Origin of the sequence: Leeuwenhoekiella parthenopeia (assembly GCF_020782115.1) — a bacterium.
Taxonomy (GTDB): domain Bacteria; phylum Bacteroidota; class Bacteroidia; order Flavobacteriales; family Flavobacteriaceae; genus Leeuwenhoekiella; species Leeuwenhoekiella parthenopeia.
Genome location: NZ_JAJGMW010000024.1, coordinates 53,235 through 71,457, shown reverse-complemented (window position 1 = coordinate 71,457; position 18,223 = coordinate 53,235). Strand labels below are relative to the sequence as shown.

Annotated in this window: 8 protein-coding genes; 5 read left to right on the top strand and 3 right to left on the bottom strand. The window is 42.7% G+C overall.

What is annotated here, in order from left to right:
* Nucleotides 1-393: 393 nt before the first annotated feature.
* Complete coding sequence (locus LLW17_RS15635) at nucleotides 394-933, top strand: Riean_0653 family protein (protein ID WP_228231224.1); 540 nt, start codon at nucleotides 394-396, stop codon at nucleotides 931-933.
* Between the two features lie 652 nt (nucleotides 934-1,585).
* Nucleotides 1,586-2,881, top strand: coding sequence for a serine hydrolase domain-containing protein (locus LLW17_RS15630; RefSeq protein ID WP_228231223.1), 1,296 nt, complete (start codon nucleotides 1,586-1,588; stop codon nucleotides 2,879-2,881).
* Nucleotides 2,882-2,935: 54 nt separating this feature from the next.
* Here the strand turns inward: LLW17_RS15630 and LLW17_RS15625 are convergent, their stop codons facing one another.
* From LLW17_RS15625 to LLW17_RS15615, 3 genes are all read right to left on the bottom strand, one after another.
* Nucleotides 2,936-5,356, bottom strand: coding sequence for a glycoside hydrolase family 2 TIM barrel-domain containing protein (locus tag LLW17_RS15625; RefSeq protein ID WP_228231222.1), 2,421 nt, complete (start codon nucleotides 5,354-5,356; stop codon nucleotides 2,936-2,938).
* Between the two features lie 61 nt (nucleotides 5,357-5,417).
* The gene (locus LLW17_RS15620) at nucleotides 5,418-7,136 is read right to left on the bottom strand and encodes a RagB/SusD family nutrient uptake outer membrane protein (protein ID WP_228231221.1); all 1,719 of its coding nucleotides are present in this window, start codon (nucleotides 7,134-7,136) and stop codon (nucleotides 5,418-5,420) included.
* A 3-nt stretch (nucleotides 7,137-7,139) separates the two neighbouring features.
* Nucleotides 7,140-10,232, bottom strand: a complete 3,093-nt coding sequence (locus LLW17_RS15615) for a SusC/RagA family TonB-linked outer membrane protein (RefSeq protein ID WP_228231220.1) — start codon at nucleotides 10,230-10,232, stop codon at nucleotides 7,140-7,142.
* A gap of 223 nt (nucleotides 10,233-10,455) precedes the next feature.
* Here LLW17_RS15615 and LLW17_RS15610 point away from each other — a divergent pair, with 223 nt between their 5' ends.
* The 3 genes from LLW17_RS15610 to LLW17_RS15600 all read left to right on the top strand — a co-directional run bounded on the left by LLW17_RS15610 (nucleotide 10,456) and on the right by LLW17_RS15600 (nucleotide 18,203).
* Complete coding sequence (locus LLW17_RS15610) at nucleotides 10,456-14,562, top strand: hybrid sensor histidine kinase/response regulator transcription factor (protein WP_228231219.1); 4,107 nt, start codon at nucleotides 10,456-10,458, stop codon at nucleotides 14,560-14,562.
* Nucleotides 14,563-14,755: 193 nt separating this feature from the next.
* The gene (locus LLW17_RS15605; RefSeq protein WP_228231218.1) at nucleotides 14,756-15,574 is read left to right on the top strand and encodes an SDR family oxidoreductase; all 819 of its coding nucleotides are present in this window, start codon (nucleotides 14,756-14,758) and stop codon (nucleotides 15,572-15,574) included.
* Nucleotides 15,567-18,203: an MGH1-like glycoside hydrolase domain-containing protein gene (locus LLW17_RS15600; RefSeq protein WP_228231217.1), complete on the top strand. Its 2,637-nt coding sequence runs from the start codon at nucleotides 15,567-15,569 to the stop codon at nucleotides 18,201-18,203. Before LLW17_RS15605 ends, LLW17_RS15600 begins: the two co-directional genes overlap by 8 nt.
* Nucleotides 18,204-18,223 lie beyond the last annotated feature (20 nt).

The window sequence follows — 18,223 nt, the reverse complement described above, 5'->3', positions numbered from 1 at the left end:
TAGGGACCTCTGCTTTTTCTTCAAAATGCAGGTGCAGTATATCTCCCTCTGTTTGATGACCGGTAAGGTTAAAATGGGTAATCAATAATTCTGGTAATAAAATCTTAAGTAAATCTATATATGCGTCCAATGCCTCCTGTTTAGAAAACAAAAATCAAACTATTCATTCAATTCACACACAACTTTTGAGAATGATCCCGGGTTCCCCCGAAGCTTCGAGGCCTCATTGCCCACTTGATGGGAGTTGAACTCCAAAAATCCTAAAAATATAAGAACTTAAAAGGACTTTCAAACCTGAATAATAACTCATCAATCTCATGATTCTAGTTAGGTTTTAATATTTTAAAAAAGACCAACTAAGATTTTATTCCTAATTTTCAAGAAAGAGTTCTAATGAAAAGGTTAGTTTTTATTTTGTTACTGGTATTCGCAGGTATTTGTTGCTCCTGTAAAAATGATGACGATGGTGGATGTGTGGGAGTAGACTGTTTACCTCCAGAAACTCAAACGGGAGAAAATACATTTGGTTGCCTTTTGGATGGAGAACCCTTTATCCCAAGGGGAGGAGTCAATCCTTTGGATTGTGTTTATCAATTAATTGATGGAGAACGATATTTTAATTTAGAAGCAGCTATGAATGATGCTGGATTTAATGAAATCGCAATCTCCATAACGACTAATGCTAAAGAAATTATTGAGAATCAAACTTACTCATTAGTGTCTGAATTTGAAGTAGGTGGTGTTTCCGGAAAATATATTTTCAATGGTGATATCTTTGATACTGATAATCAAAATTCAGGTAAACTAACAATAACTCATCTGGATATAGATAATCAAATTGTCTCAGGAACTTTTTTCTTTGATGTAATTGATCAAAATGGTGAATTACGGGAAATTAGAGATGGTCGTTTTGATATGAAATTTACTCGATAAAAGATTTAAAGAGCATTTTCGGTTTACTTTAAGTTAATCCGATAAAATTAAAAAGTAAAAATCATTTCCGACAAGAGGCTGTCTAAAAAGACTTATTAACTTGAGTTGTCAGGTTGAGCCTGTCGAAACCGATCTTAATAATCAGTAAGTTGAAAATATTTCGACAAGCTCAATATGACACGTCCTTGCTTTTTAGACAGCCTCTTTTTATATGCTATGGTTCTGAAAGTAACATTTAGCTGTCGCCTGATTTTCGGCTTCTCTTTTTTCGTATTGATCTGATTTAAAGAGGTTTGATGATGTTCAGCTTTTCGAAATTTGTTAAAGTTTAAAATAGACTTACTTCTTACATACTAAAGCGGCTTTTTTCTTGTTGAACAGTTAAAGAATCTCAGATTTTTAGGAATTAATTAAGACTTATTTATAGTTAAATTGTAAGATTAAATCTTACAATACTGAATTTGATATGCTCTTTTTTAGTCTGCGAAAAGATTCTAAAAACAGGCTTGTTTAGTAGTAAAATCAAGCTTTGGTGTTGAGAGTCAGCACTTCTGAATTATGTTAATATTTTAATTTGTACAGCACTTAAACGGTTTTATATGTTTTTTATCGTATATTCGAACCGATTAACAAAATAACCCCCAACTTCAAAATGATTGTTAAAAAACCTGTGGTATTCAGTACGGTGGTCGTATTGATGTCTTTCTTCGCAATTTTTAGTTCTAATCAGTACAAATCCCCAAAGCCCAAACTTCCTTCTGCAGAGTTTGTAAATCCCATACAGGCCAAAGAAGAAAAGCGTGCTTCCCAGGCTTTTGAAACCCGTAAAAAACTTCTTGAGCAGGCCCTGAACGCCTACTTTGAAGATGCCATTAAAAAAAGACTGATCATTGGTGCCGGTGTAAATATCGTTGCCGGTGATTCGGTTATGTTTCAGGGAGGTTTCGGTAAGCGCAATGCGTTTAAGGAGACAGACACGGTTAATGCAGAGACTGTATTCAGACTCGGTTCTCTTTCTAAAGGTTTCGCAGGTGTTCTGGCCGGGATCGAGGTAAAGGAAGGAGCTATTTCCTGGGATGATAAACTTATCGACGCAGTGCCGCAGTTTGATTTAAAAAATAAAAATCACGCCCGTGCAATTACTCTTAGGGAAGTGCTTTCGCATTCTACAGGCGTGCCGTACCACTGTTATACAAATCTCATAGAAGATGGACTTCCATTAGAAGAAGTCGCTTCGCGTTTTAGAATTATCAACACCTATACAAAACCGGGGCTGGTGCACAGCTATCAGAATGCTATGTTTGCGCTTAGCGGAACTATGATGGAAGCTGCAACCGGGAATACCATTCAGCAATTGCTGCAAAATAAACTATTTAGCCCGCTTGATATGAAAACCATTTCTACAGATTATGAAGGTATGGTCAACACCGGTAATTATGCATATCCGCATAAAAGCACCTATAAGGGATGGCAGCGATTACCCGTAAACAGAAAATACTTTAATGCGGTTCCGGCCGGGGGAATTAACGCCAGTGCAGATGATATGGGCAAATGGATGCGCTTTCTTTTAGGACATAAAGAAGAAGTGCTTGATAAAGACGGTCTGGCTGAAGTTTTTGAACCTCAGATAGAATTGCCCGATGAGCGTAAATACTATCAACGCTGGAAGGGTCACCTGCGTTCTTCCTACGCTTACGGCTGGCGCATACACGAGTTTGTAAATGCCGAAAGCGGAGCTCAAAGTAAAATGATTCACCACGGCGGCAGCGTGAGTAATTTTAGAAATGAAATCGCTGTGTTTCCGGAAGAAGATCTGGGAATCTGTGTTTTGTTCAACAGCCTTACCCCGCTGGCTAGTCAGGTTATCCCCGACCTTCATAAAATCGTAAAAGAAATTATGGAACTGCCGGTTAATGAAATAGAACTCGACCGTATAGCAAGTCTTTAAAAGAAAAAAGTCCGTTTGGTTTTTCAAACGGACTTTTCTGCAATGTGTCAGGTACTATTCAATCGTATAGCTCCGTGATTTTAGCTTTTTATTTTGTGGAATGATTTTCAACACTCCGCTTCTGCCTGTTTTTTTGAAATAGGCTCTGAGTTTTCCATTGTAGGTAGCTTGTGTTGAAGCTGTAAAGGAGCGGTGATTGCTTTGATCTGCATTTTCAACTCCCAGCAGGACTAAAGATTCATCAATTACAAAGTTCACTTCCTGGTCTTCGTTCCTTATAAGCGTTCCGTTTTTGTCAACCATCTCAAGGTCGATTATTAAAACTTTAGATTCTGTGATGACTTTTGGTAAAGCCGCTTTGGTGAGTTTGATTTCTTTAAGCTTTTGCGGTGTTTGAAGCATACTGCGTGCAACCACAATTCCATTTACGTAACCGCGGGCTTCCAGTTTTCCTTCCTGATAGGGGATTTTAAAATGAGGCATGGCATTATCTGCGTAAGTGACCGGCTGTTTACCCAAAGATTTTCCGTTGAGAACCAGTTCTACTTCATCGGCATTGGTATAAAAAGGAATGTATTTCATTTCTCCTGACTCTCCTGACCATTCTGTTTTGATTTTACGGCGTTTCTGAGCGTTCTCTGCACTGTCTGTTACCCCGATGTAAAGCACAGGCTTATCACTCCATAAGCTCTGTCTGAAAAAGAAATCGGGCTTGGGCTTGCCGGCCAGATCCAGAATACCCGCTTCACTGCCTCGTTTAGGCCAGGGAAGCGCTTCGCCTATAAAGTCGAAAGCCGTCCAGATAAATTGAGAAGCGATATACGGGTTATCGGTCACTGCTTTCCAGGCTGAATAGGCATCCCCATTTTCACTTCCGTAAATAATGCGACCGGGATATTTTTGATGATCTTCCGCATAGCGGTATTCCTGATAATTGTAACCCACGAGATCTAATGATTCGGGATAGGTGGTTTCATTAGACATAGGTACACCGGCCAGTGCCGCAGTTATGGGTCTGGTGGTGTCGATTTCTTTTGCAGCCGCGACAAGTTCTTTGGCCAATATGCCTAAACCTTCAGCGGATGGATTGCCGGGTTTAAAGCCGCGTCCAAAAATCTGCGGATTTCTTCCGGTATCGAGAACCGGATGCGTGTACGGATCATTAGGATAGTCAATCTCGTTACCAATGCTCCACATAATGATTGAAGGTCTGTTGCGGTTGCGCCTGATCATATCCTGAACATCGCGTTTTCCCCATTCGGCGAAGGCCTCAAAAGCACCATCGTTGCCGGGTGTCCCTACATTCCAGCCTTCAATCCATTTATTTTTACCACGTGCCCATTCGTCAAAGGCTTCATCCTGTACCAAAAAACCCATCTCGTCACAAAGTTCATAAAGGTAATCCTGATGCGGATAATGGCTCATGCGTATGGCGTTGCAACCCAAATCTTTCAGGGTTTGCAGGCGTTCTGCCCACACTTCCTTGGGCACAGCAGCTCCCAGAGCACCAGCATCGTGATGTATGCAGACCCCTTTCAGCAACATATTTTCCCCATTGAGTGTAAAACCGGTATTGGCATCAAAGTGAAAGCTTCTAAAACCTACCTGTTGCGTTTGGGAATCTATTAATTCTCCATTTTCCAGTAGGTTTAAGGTTAATGTATAGAGGTTGGGGTGTTTTGGGGACCAAAGTTTTGGACTTTTGACGATTCCTTTAAATGTAACAGCTGCGGAAGCATTTGCGAGCGTTTCTGCAGGAAGACTTTCGGTATAAAGGGTGTAACCGGAAGCATCTTTAAGAGCGGCATTTACCTCCAGCTTAGCCGAAGCATTTAAGGTGTTTTGAAAAGCAGCCGTTATCAGAATGCCGGCTTCTTCGGGTGTTACTTTGGGAGTTTGAAAACTGATACCCCAGGTTTTAAAATGAGCGGGGGCTTTGGTTTTTAGGTACACGTTTCGGTAAATGCCGGAGCCGGTGTAAAAACGGGAATCGGCATATTGAGCATGATCTACACGTACCAAAATCTCATTTCCGCTTTGCTTGAGGTAAGGGGTGAGGTCGTATTCAAAAGCTATAAAGCCATTAGGCCTTCTGCCAATCCACGTCCCGTTGATCCAAACATCCGAGTTTTTATAAACGCCGTCAAAATATATCGCATAGCGTTTATGGGTATCGTATGAATCGATATCAAAGTTTTTGCGATACCAGGCGATACCACCGGGTAAAAAGCCTGTGCCGCTTGCCCATTGAGGATCAAAAGGGCCTTCAATACTCCAATCGTGGGGTAGGCTTACAGCTCGCCAGTTTGCGTTTTGAAGATCCTGTTCCTTGAGATCAAGATCTCCCCGGTAAAACTGCCAGTTGTCATTAAAAAGCTTCTTGCCGCTTTCCTGAGCCTGAGTCGTTAGAAACGAAGCGGAGAGGATCACGCAGAAAAGTGCTGCAAGAGTTTTAAGTGCGGGTTTATGTTTCATCTTTCAGGTTTTTAAATTAAAAAAGGGAAGGAAAACAATTCCTTCCCTTTTATGGAAAACGCTAGTTACCTTGTTGATATCCCGGGTTTTGTTGAAGCTTACCACCCGATGCGGTGATGTCGCTTAAAGGTATTGGGAACCAATAGTGTTTTTCTTCAAACTTTTTGCCTTCCAGGGCAATGCCTTCCTCATAGGTAAGGTTGCCGTTTGAAGCTCTGGTAATTTCAATAGATTTTGCAGGTTCGTTCTCAACATCCATCGCGATCATCCAGCGACGTACGTCAAAATAACGATGCTCTTCATAAGCCAGCTCTACCCTGCGCTCATTGCGTAAGGCTTCGCGCATCTGGGCTTTGGTGAGTCCGCTTAAAACCGGCATACCTGCACGCTGGCGCACCGCGTTTACGGCGTTGTAAACAGACAGATCAGGACCTGCAGCTTCGTTTTGTGCTTCGGCATAGTTGAGCAAAATTTCAGCATATCTAAAATACCTCCAGGGAGAAGCTCCCATATTATTCCAGTCGTTCAGGGTTATATCTTCCTGAATGAATTTGCGCATTAAGTAACCGGTAGGAGAGGTGTTCCAGGGCTCGTTACCATCGGGGCTGTCCTTTCCATTAGGCACAAAAGACTCGTAAGCACGATCTCTAAGGGTAGAACCGTTGTAAACAATAGTTGCATAAAAACGCGGATCACGGTTTACATAAGGGTTTTGCGGGTCGTATCCTGAGTTTGCATCCTCGATGTCGGAGCCGTCTATCATTTCAAAATCATCTACCAGGTTTTGCATAGGGCAGTTACCTCCCCAGCCACCTGAACCGTTTGGTCCGTTCATACGCTCAATAGGAATAGCGCGACCGCCACTGTTGCTGGCAGGCATATAAAATCGCATAAAGATGTCTTCGCTGGTCATACTTTGGGTAACAAACAGTTTTCTGAAGTTTTCAGAAGGGTCTGAATCGAGATTGGTAACCAGGCTAAAGCGGTTAAGGTCCATCACATCTTTGGCGGCCTGAGCGGCTTTGGCCCATTTTGCAGTGTCGTCTACACCATCAGTAAATAACGGGCTTGCTGCATACAATAACAATCTTGATTTTAAAGCCATTGCGGCTGCATCTGTTGCACGTGCTCCGTTAGAAGCAGGCAGTAAATCTATAGCCAATTCCAGTTCACTTTCGATATAAGCCACCACTTCGTCTTTACTCTTTCTATCGTAAAGCGCGTCAAAATTGCTGGTTAGGTCGTAAACCTCGTCTCCCATAAGCGGGACTTCCCCAAAACCTCTTAACAGTTCAAAATACCTGAACGCACGTATGAAATGCAATTCACCTATCAATAGATCTTTGGTTTCCTGATCAAAAGGCGAGGAGTCTGTATCAATATTGGAAAGCGCCAAATTTACCTCGCGAATATTTCGGAAGCTGCGCCCCCAGGTTGTACTCATAAAACCGTAGTTACTTGGGCTCATTTGGCCACGTTGTACCAGGTAGGTTGCGTCATCATTGCTGTAGATGGCCTCGTCAGAAACCGAAGCCCACATCGCCCAGTGAAAACCACGCCCAAAACCGGCAGGGGTGTCGCCACCATTATGCCCGGGCTCTTTGTCTGCCAGGCGCACACCGGTGTACAAACCTCTTACAAAAGCTTCTGCTAATACAGGGTCTGCCCATACGGCCTGGTCTGTTAAACTTGTACTTTCTACATCCAGTAAATCTTCATCACAGCTCAGATGAACCAATGAAAGACTGCCCAGAGCTAACATCATTATTAATTTCTTCATCACTTAAAAGTTAACGTTAATACCTATGTTGTATGTTTTTAATTGCGGATAGAATTGCCCGTTGTTGCTGGCACCTTCCGGGTCAACATCTTTAGACTCGGTAAAAGTGACCAGGTTGTAGCCGCTTGCATAAATTCGAGCCGTTGAGATGCCTAAGAACGACAAGCTGCTTTGAGGCAGGCTGTAGCCCAACTCCACGTTTTTCAGCCTTAAGAACGAAGTGTTCACCAGCCAGAAATCATTTCTGAACAATCCCTCATTAATGCTTGAAGAGGTACGTACATCTACGCGTGGATAGCTTCCGTTAGGGTTGGTAGGGCTCCAGCGGTTGTCTGCCCAGCTGCTGAAGAAGTTTCCTACCTCTCCAGACTCCGGAGCTACATACTGCACCGAACGCGCCTGACCTTGCCATAAGACGGTCAAATCAAAGTTTTTATAATTAGCTCCCAGAGTTAAACCGTAAACAATTTGCGGAACATTAGTCAATTCCTGACGTACACGGTCTAACTGTGTAATTTCACCGTCGCCATCCACATCGCGGTAGATGAGGTCTCCTAATTGCTGCCCGGGAAGCGTTACGTTATTGTCTAAATCTTCCTGAGTTCTAAAGATACCAATTGCTTCGTAAAGTAGTTCTGAACCAAGGGGTTTTCCTTTTGATAACTGATAATCCGGGATACCCTGTGGGTCGTCTAAGAAGACAACTTCATTTTTATTGAAGGTGAAATTTGCATCGGCAAAAAAGTTAAACTCACCCCATGTTTTATCATAGCCCAACACGGCTTCAAAACCACGGTTTTTCACTTCACCTATATTTTCCTGCGGAATGATTGCATCCAGCCCCACCTCATTAACGATACCTGAAACTAAAGGTAAGGACCCGCTACGAGCAGTTAACAAATCGCTACGCACTTCGTGAAAGTAATCAAGCTCAATACTGAAGCTGTCAAACAGGTCTGCACTTACACCAATATCCAGTTTTCGGGCAGTTTCCCAGGTGATTCCGGGGTTTGCAAGCTGGTTGATGATAAAAATAGGTAATGGAGTGCCGTTTGGATCTACAAAATCTGTAGGACGTAATGCGAAGGTATTTAAGTATTGAAACGGATTGATTCGGTCATTACCTAATAAACCGTAAGAGGCTTTAACTTTTAGGTTTTTTACATCTTCAGATTTAAACCACTCTTCTGCTGAAATTCTCCAACCTGCAGAAATACTTGGGAAAAAGCCATAGCGGTTTCCGTCTGCAAATCGGGAAGAACCATCGTATCTGGCCTGTACTTCTGCCAAATATTTTTGGTCATAATCATAAGAAATACGGCTAAAGTAGTTACGACGGGTAAAACGCTGGCTAAAACCGCTGTTAGTACTTTGCTCCGGTTCACCACCACCCAGATTAAACTCAGGAATTTCGGCTGAGATAAACCCACTGCGGAACGCATCAAAATAGCTGCGGTCACTTTCCTGCTGCTCATAAGCGATAAACGAATTGATGTGGTGCAGTCCAAAACTGCGCTCAAAGTTAAGGCGTATGTTTGCCGTTTGGAGCTGGTTGTTGTCCTGAGCCTGTAATAATTCGGGTGTACGGGAATCTGGGCCTGCGGTTACTTCATTAAATGAAGGCGGGTTTGTGCTATTGTCGATCTGATAGACCGTAAAGGGAATTGCAAAGCGTTTACGGGCTGCAAAGCTTCGGTCTTCAGAATAAAAACCTTTTATAGACAGACCTTCAATGGGTAATTTATAGTCTAACGTAAGGGTTGAGTTCAATACCGTTGTAGGCTGTACATCAGTTCCCGGAATTCCGGTAGGAATAATAATGGGGTTCTGTCCCTGTTCAACACCTGCAGAAGGCAAACCGTTAGAATAACGGGCAGGGATTGTAGGATAGGTTCTGTAGATCGCTCTAAAAATATCTCCCGCACTACGTGTTGGGAATATACGATCTTCCTTGCGGTAGTTGAGGTCTACGCCCAGGGTGAGGTTTGAAGTCACATCAACATCCAGGTTGGCTCGCAGGTTTACCTGCTTGTAATTGTTGATTCCATCTTTGTAAATACCATCCTGATTGGTACGGCCTAAAGAGGTAAAATATCTGAAATTTTCACCACCCCCTCGTATAGAAACATTTTCGTTGTCCTGTAGCGACCAGTCGCTGATTGCTTCATCGGTCCAGCTGGTATTTGGGTAGTTGTCAGGGTCACTTCCGTTAGCAAATAAGGCAATTTCTTCCTGACTGTAGATCTGATTCATACCACCGCTTGGGTTTCGGTAGAAGTTGATTTCATTAAGAATAGTAGCGTAGGTAGGCGAGTCGGCTAATTTTGGTAAGTTCGCCGGTGTTGAAAATCCCTGGTTTGCTGTTACGCTAAAGCTGGGTTTACCCATTTTACCGCGTTTGGTAGTTATTAAAATAACCCCGTTTGCAGCCTGAGCCCCATAAATTGCAGCAGAAGCATCTTTAAGTACGGTGATGTTTTCTACGTCGTTTGGGTTAAGACGCTCCAGACCTCCCAATCGGTTTGGGATACCATCTATTACTACCAGAGGATTGTTGTCGCCTGTGGTGCTGATCCCGCGAATGCGGATGGTCGCGCCATCAGCTCCCGGTTCACCAGATCTGTTGTTGGCTACAACCCCAGATAACCTACCGGCAAACGAGTTGGACAGGTTAGGCTGCGGACTTTTAACCAATTCTTCTCCTTTTACGGTTGAAACAGATCCTGTAAGGGTAGTTTTAGACTTTTGGCCATAACCTACTAAAACGACTTCGTTGAGTTCTGCAACGTTTTCCTGCATTTTAACGTTGATCGTATTTTTAGTTCCAACAGTGATTTCCTGCTCTGTAAATCCTACATACGAGAAAACCAGTACATCAGCGGCAGATGCCGTGATGCTGAAATCGCCGTCAAAACCGGTAACAGTACCGGTAGAGGTGCCTTTAACGAGAACACTCACACCGGGTAAGGGTGTATTGTTCATGTCTGTTACTACACCCGTTATTTGTTTTTCCTGTGCAGTTATGCTCCAGGAAAACAGAAAAAGCAGCATGCTGTAGAGAACAGCGGCCTTTTTAGTCAAATAATAATTAGTCATACATTCGTGTTTTAGTTGTTTTTATTGTGTCAATTTCTTCACGTAATCGTTTTCGTTGACGTTACAATTTTCTAACAATTTTATGTTAAATAAAGGGGGGCACTGTCATTTTAAGGGGTACAAAATGGCAATTGTGAATAATAAACCCTTAATTTTAGTGATGTAACAAGTTTTAAAGCCCGAAATTGTAAATTTGATAATTGTTAAACCCCTCTTAAAGTTTATGAAGTTAATTCCCTTAGTTCTTCTGATTTTTTGTGGTTACACGCTTAATGGTCAAGTGCGTTGTAAGCCGGTTGAAAATATTGATGAGCAACTCACCTTTTATAATTTTGATCTATCAAGCGGTATTTCAAACAGTTACATTAACAGTATTGAGCAGGATGCTTCGGGGTTTATCTGGGTAGGAACCATCGACGGCCTTAATCGCTACGATGGTAGTTCATTTAAAATTTACAGACATCGCAGTACAGACACCCTAAGTCTTTATAATAATTATGTAGATCATATTAATTATGAGCAGAACGGTGACCTTTTGGTTTTAACAGATGAAGGCTTAGATCTGTATTCCGGCAAAACAGATGCTTTTACGAAGATTGCTGCTTTTGATCTTCCTTCAGATAATGTACGTGCGGTAAAAAAGGGTGCAAACGGTAATTATTATGTGGGCTATACCCATGCAGGTGTTCGCGTATTTGATGCTAACTATCGTGAGCTTGCCGCATACAGGCATGAACCCAAAAACAAAGCTTCCTTGAGTTATAACGAAGTGTCCAGTATGCTGCTTCAGGGAGATTCGATTCTTTGGGTGGGAACCTATCGCAAAGGCCTTAATCGTATTGATCTCAAATCTAAAACAGTAAGCCGAATTTATTTTGAACAGCTTCCTGAAAATGAGGAGCAACCCGGCGTACAGGCCCTTCATCTCGATGCCGGTCAAAATCTGTGGATTGGTTCACAAAACGGTCTTTTTGTGCTTCGCAGGGATTGTGTGATTAATTCGCTGGGTGCCGGTTCTGAAGACGCGCTCAGCGATGAAGAGATTTTATGTTTTGCCGAAGACAATCAGGGCAGAATGTGGATTGGTACCCGCAATGGAGGGCTCAATATCTTAAACATGAAGTCTTTCGTTGAAGGAAAAGGTGAAATACAGCTTACCCGTTTTTTACCGCGCAAAGACGGAAGCAGTGTTTTTAACCGTACCGTTTCGGCTCTTAAATTAGACCGGGGAGGTAATATGTGGATTGGCACCAGTAACGGACTCAATTTTGTAAATCCCAAAGGGGAACCTATTAAGCTTATAAATGAAGAATCATCGGTGCGGGGACTGCTAAGTCACGACCGTATCGCTTCTTTAGCAAACAGCCGCGAAGGCAATGTCTATATTGGAACAGATGGCGGTGGTATTGATTTGTATCACGCTGCAACCGGAAAAATAACTCCTTTTGCCTCAAGCCGGGATCAGTCTGGCCTTAGTAACGACTATGTGCTGGCTCTTCTTGAAGATTCAAAGGGGCGACTTTGGGCGGGTACCTACAAGGGTGGACTCAATAAAATGAAAAATGGGATCTGGTCGCATTATCTTCAGGAAAGTCAGGCTGCCGGTAATGATGTGCGTGCCATTTTTGAAGATGATCAGAAAACCATTTGGGTAGGTACAAACCGGGGCGGTCTTTATAAATACGATGAAGTCAATGATACTTTTGACTATGTCGAATTGTTGGGTAAACGGGATATTCGGGCTATAGCTCAGGACAGTCGCGGCAATTTCTGGATGGCAACCTATGGGGATGGTATTCTAAAATACAATCCGGTTACCCGGCAGTATTCAGATTTTAATTCACAGCGGCTTAAAGGACTTCCGTCAGATATTTTCTTTTCACTTATTTTAATTAATGATGAAGAACTCCTGGCGGGCAGCCGTTTTGGTGGGCTCATCCGTTTCAATACCCGCACTGCTGATTTTGACATAATCAATGAAGAAGATGGCCTGCCTAATACCACGGTAAACAGTATTGTAAGATATGACGAGGATGAAGTGTGGTTAAGCACAAATAATGGATTAAGCGCGTATAATCTTAAAACCAATACGGTTTCTAATCTCTTAAATCCCCGGGCAATCCAAAAAAGTGAGTTTAACATAGGTACTGCACTTTTGGATGAACGCAGAAATTTATGGTTTGGGGGGAATAAAGGTTTAAATATTTTCAAGCCCGAAAATCTGTACGGCGAAGACAAACAATACGGTATAGTTTTTAAAGGATTAAGTGTGAATAATGAACGGGTGGCAATACAGCCTGAAGCCGAAGCTGCACTCTTACCGAAAAGCCTCAATGCACTTGATCTCCTGAAGCTTACCTACCGAGAGAAGTTATTTTCAATAGATTTTGCGCTTTTAAAATATCCGTTTTCACAGGACGTGAGATACTCGTATTTGCTTGAAGGGTACAGCAACACCTGGGTTGAACTGGGAACTAACGGTCACATCAATTTTACAAACCTGCCTTCAGGAAAGTATAAACTTATAATTAAAGCCGTTGAGCAATCTGGAGCAGCAACCACCCGCGAGTTACCTTTGACCATTACACCGCCTTTTTGGCTTACGATGCCGGCCTATCTGCTGTATTTTGTTTTAGCGGTTGTTCTTATTTATCTCGGGTTTAAATACTATTCCGAACGCTTAAAGCTCAAAAACTCCCTGCTCTTCGAAAAACGACAACGCCAGTTGGAGCATGACTTTAACGAAGAGCGTATGCGGTTTTATTCTGGATTTTCTCACGAGCTGAAAACCCCGCTGACCCTGATTCTGGCTCCGCTTGAAATTCTGGCCCAGGAGCTTAAAACCACACGGCATAATGCGCGGGTAGATCTCATCAGGAAAAATGCGTCTGAGCTTCTGGCTTCTATAAACCGGTTGCTTGATTTTAGAAAAACCGAAGAAGGGCTAAGTATTCTTTATGTACAAACCTATGATTTGATTCCGGTTTTGGATGAATGGATAAACCTGCACGCCAATGCTGCCGAGGTTAAGGAAATAGATCTGCGTTTTGAGTCTGATCTTTCTCATCTAAGCGTCACAAACGATATAGACAAGCTGCAGATTATCTTTAATAATCTGATGAGTAATGCGCTAAAATACACCTTAGAAAAGGGCCGAATCAGGATTAAACTCACCGCAGACGAAAAGGCCTACAGCCTATCGGTAGAAGATTCGGGAGTAGGCATATTGCCGGAAGAATTTGATCATATTTTTAACTGGTTCTACCATTCAAACAGCTCGGTAAAACGCAATGGTTCGGGCATTGGGCTGTCTTTATCCAGACGTTTTGCAGAACTTCATAACGGTAGTCTTCGGGTGAACAGTCGGCCGGGTGAGGGAAGTACTTTTGTCATAGAAATACCTTTTGATTTATCACAAATACCTTCCGATAAAATTAAATACGCCACAGAGCCGTTCGCTTCCGGGACTAAAGCAGGAAAGTCTTCTGCCGTATATATGCGTAGTTATGAGACTAAGACCTATGATAAGAAGGCTATTTTAAATGGGGATAAAGAGCGCGAACTCATTTTGCTGGTTGAAGATAATCCGGATATTCTGGAACTCTTAGATGCTATTTTGAGTGAAAAATATGATTTAATACACGCTGAAAATGGCGAAATAGGAATTGGCATGGCCGGTAAATTTTCGCCAGATCTTATTATTACCGATGTCATGATGCCGGTAAAAGATGGGATAGATTTGTGTCACGAACTCAAATCTGCTAAAGAGACGTCCCACATTCCTATCATCATGTTGTCTGCCAAGGCAGATACTGCCGTTAAGGTAACCGGTTATAAAGAAGGTGCAGACGACTATCTTACAAAACCCTTTGAGCCGGAATTGATCAAGGCGCGTGTGCGAAATCTGCTCGATAGCAGAATGCTGCTGCAAACTTATTTTAAAGGTCTGGGAGATACTCAGGAGCTTAGTTCTACAGAGACCCGCGTGCTTGACAAGGAGAAGGTTTTCTTGGCAGATTTTGAAAAGGCAGTATTAAAGTTTAAAGATTCTGAAGGTTCTATTATTCTCAAGCTCACCCGCGAACTGGGGATGAGCAGAACTTCGCTCTATAAGAAAATTACCGTCCTTACCGGAGAGAACATCAATAGCTATGTGCGCAGCATTAAAGTAAATAAGGCGAGCCAGCTTATGCGTGAGGAAGGCTATAGCGTTTCTGAAGCAGCTTCGGCAGTGGGCTTTAATAATCCCAAGTATTTTCGCAAGATATTTAAAGAGCAGTTTGGAAAGCTTCCGTCTGAGTTTACCACTTCAATTCATAAACTTCTTTAACAAATGCCGGCTCAGAGCTTGCATTTTTAGCAGTTAAGCAGTATTTTTTTCAGGATTTGATAACCAGATGTTAATCTGCTGAAAGGTTATCAAATTTCGTGTTTGTGTCATTATAAAATACGTTAATACCGGGCTTAACCTATGAGTAATAGTTTAATTTAGAAGATTTGTAAGTTTAGTAAACTAAAAATATATGCAAAAACCCAACGAACGTTTAAAAGGTCAGACCGCAATAGTAACCGGCTCCAGCACCGGTATAGGGGCAGCCGTTGCCCTTGCACTGGGAAGAGATGGTGCCAATGTAGTGGTAAACTACAATTCTTCAGAAAAGGAGGCGCGGGAAGTCGCAGCCCAAATCAATAAGGACAATACCTGTGGTGAGGCTCTTGTTATTAAATGCGACGTGAGTAAGGAAGATCAGGTGCAGGCCATGTTTAAGCAAACTATTGAAAAATTTGGGACCGTAGATATCTTGGTAGCCAATTCGGGTTTGCAACGGGACGCCCCGCTTCATGAGATGAGTCTAAAAGACTGGCAGTTGGTTATTGATGTCAATCTAACCGGCCAGTTCCTGTGTGCCCGTGAGGCGTTGCGCGAATTTATGCGCAGAGGCATGCGTGAGGGTGTTTCAAAATCTTTAGGGAAAATTATTCATATGAGCTCTGTGCATCAGATCATTCCTTGGGCAGGGCATACCAATTATGCCGCTTCCAAAGGCGCGCTGGTTATGTTGATGGAAAGTATCTGTCAGGAATATGCACCACTTAAAGTGCGTTGTAACAGCATAGCGCCGGGAGCCATTAAAACCGATATCAATCGCGATGCCTGGGAAACTCAGGAAGCACTTAATAAATTAAATGAACTCATTCCCTACAAACGCATCGGTGTTCCCGAAGATATAGGCAGTGCGGCTGCGTGGCTGGCATCAGACGAATCAGAATATATTAATGGTACGACCCTCTTTGTTGACGGAGGTATGACCTGTTATCCCGGATTTACTACAAATGGTTAAAAAAAATACTCAAGAACAAAAACGCCTTGACGCGCATTATGCACAGGAAGAAGACTGGTTACACTGGGGTCCTTACCTGAGTGAGCGCCAATGGGGAACCGTACGCGAAGACTATAGTGTAAACGGAGATGCCTGGGGGTATTTTCCTCACGATCACGCCCGAAGCAGAATGTATCGCTGGGGAGAAGACGGTCTTGCCGGTTTTACAGACCGGTACTGTAACGTGTGCTTTGGCCTCGCTCTATGGAATGGTAAAGACAATATCTTAAAAGAGCGCTTGTTTGGACTTACCGGGCCCGAAGGGAATCATGGTGAAGATGTAAAGGAGCTGTATTATTATCTGGAAAATACCCCTACGCATTCGTACATGAAGCATTTGTACAAATACCCGCAGAATGCTTTTCCTTATGATGAAATGGTTTCAAAAAACCGAAGCAGAGATCGAAAGCAACAGGAATATGAACTACTGGATACCGGTCTTTTTGATAAAAATGAATATTTTGATGTTGTAACCGAATATGCAAAAGCAGGTCCCGATGATATTTGCATCCGTATTTCGGTTACCAACCGAAACTCAAAAAGTGCTAAGCTGCACGTGCTACCCACATTGTGGATTCGTAATTTCTGGAGCATTCGGGATATGCCCTTTAAACCCCAGATAACACAAAATAAAAAGAGCAAAACGCCTTCGGTACACATTAATCATCCCTATACCGGAGAATACAATTTCTACTTTGAGCAACCCGAGCATTTTCTGTTTACCGAAAATGAAACCAACGATCAGCGACTTTACGGGCAGCCCAATGATCATCCTTACAAAAAAGATTTTTTCCATGATACGGTAATCAAGGCAGACTATAAGCTGGCCAAAAAGAAAACCGAAGGAACGAAGTTTGCCCCGCACTATCAGCGTGATGTGCCTGCGGGAGAAACGGTGGTTTTTAAATTAAGACTCTCAAAAGAAGAGCTTGAGGCAGCCTTTAATGAAGACTTTGATGACACCTTTGATACACGATTCCAGGAGTGCCTGGATTTTTATGAAGGTATCAACGCTATTAAAGATCCCGAAGCTAAGGCAATTCAGCGGCAGGCCTTTGCAGGTTTACTTTGGACCAAACAATATTACAATTACGAGGTAGAGCAGTGGCTTAAAGGTGATCCTAAAGTATCAACACCGCCGCAAAGTCGCACCAGCGGTCGCAATCACAACTGGAAAACCCTGAGAAATCACGACATTCATCTGATGCCCGACAAGTGGGAATATCCCTGGTATGCCGCCTGGGACAGTGCCTTTCACTGCATCACGATGGCCTACATAGACCACGAGTTTGCCAAAAAACAATTACTGCTATTCACCAAGGAATGGTATATGGCTCCTAATGGGCAGATCCCGGCTTACGAGTGGAATTTTAGTGATGTTAATCCGCCTACTCAGGCTTTTGCAGCACTTCAGATTTATAAGATAGAACGGGACAGCACCGGCTATGAGGATATTGATTTCCTCAAACGCATTTTCAACAAGCTGTCGCTCAATTTCACCTGGTGGGTTAATCAGGAGGACAAGAGGCAAAACAACGTATTTCAGGGAGGCTTTTTAGGTCTTGATAATATCGGGGTTTTTGACCGAAGCAGCGGAATCCCGGGTAATGCAACTCTGGAGCAGGTTGACGGAACTTCCTGGATGGCGCTTTATTGCCTCAATATGCTCGAGATCGCGATCAAGATCGCATTGGTTGATCCTTCCTATGAAGAAATGGCGACCAAGTTCTTTGGGCATTTTATTTTTATTGCAGAAGCGCTCAACCAGCTCAATGAGGAGTATGAAGGTACCTGGGATGAAAAAGAGGGATTCTTTTACGACAAGCTGGTTTTTGAAAACGGAAACTTTCAGCCTATAAAAGTACGGTCTATCGTGGGCTTGATGTCTTTGGTAGCCGTGCTGCACATAAGTAAAACGACTTTAGACAGACTGCCTAACTTTAAATACAGTATAAACTGGTTTAGAAAATACCGTAAAGAGAATTTGAAGTATCCTGTGATTCAGGAATATTCTGAAGATTCAGATTTGCTGTTGGCTTTGGTTCCCAAAGAGCGGGTGAAGATTATGCTCAATGCTGTTTTTGATGAAAAGGAGTTTTTAAGCAAGCACGGGCTGAGGTCACTTTCTAAAGTGCACGAAAAGGTTTACAGAATAGACATAGACGGGACAAATTACGAGATCAAGTATGAGCCTGCAGAGTCTGAATCATCTATGTTTGGGGGTAATTCAAACTGGCGCGGCCCGGTATGGTTACCTTTTAATTATCTGTTTATCACGGCCATCAAAGAGTTTAGAGATTATTACGGCAAGAGTCTCGAGGTGGAATATCCTAAAGGAAGCGGAAAGATTATGGGTCTTAATGATATTCGCAACGACCTGATGAAGCGTCTGTTAACTCTTTTTCAACAGGATGAGGACGGAAACAGACCGGTAAATGAGAATTATCAAAAAATGTATAAAGATCCACACTTTAAAGATCTGATACTTTTCTATGAGTATTTTCACGGAGACACCGGCAGGGGATTGGGAGCTTCGCATCAAACCGGATGGACTGCCTTAATCGCCAATATGATTCACGAAATTTATTAATATGAACGCCTTAAAAATTA

What these genes read in the sequence shown, in the direction of transcription:
- LLW17_RS15635 (WP_228231224.1), top strand. Translation starts at nt 394, where the DNA reads ATGAAAAGGTTAGTTTTTATTTTGTTACTGGTATTCGCAGGTATTTGT.
- LLW17_RS15630 (WP_228231223.1), top strand. Translation starts at nt 1,586, where the DNA reads ATGATTGTTAAAAAACCTGTGGTATTCAGTACGGTGGTCGTATTGATG.
- LLW17_RS15625 (WP_228231222.1), bottom strand. Translation starts at nt 5,356, where the DNA reads ATGAAACATAAACCCGCACTTAAAACTCTTGCAGCACTTTTCTGCGTG.
- LLW17_RS15620 (WP_228231221.1), bottom strand. Translation starts at nt 7,136, where the DNA reads ATGAAGAAATTAATAATGATGTTAGCTCTGGGCAGTCTTTCATTGGTT.
- LLW17_RS15615 (WP_228231220.1), bottom strand. Translation starts at nt 10,232, where the DNA reads ATGACTAATTATTATTTGACTAAAAAGGCCGCTGTTCTCTACAGCATG.
- LLW17_RS15610 (WP_228231219.1), top strand. Translation starts at nt 10,456, where the DNA reads ATGAAGTTAATTCCCTTAGTTCTTCTGATTTTTTGTGGTTACACGCTT.
- LLW17_RS15605 (WP_228231218.1), top strand. Translation starts at nt 14,756, where the DNA reads ATGCAAAAACCCAACGAACGTTTAAAAGGTCAGACCGCAATAGTAACC.
- LLW17_RS15600 (WP_228231217.1), top strand. Translation starts at nt 15,567, where the DNA reads ATGGTTAAAAAAAATACTCAAGAACAAAAACGCCTTGACGCGCATTAT.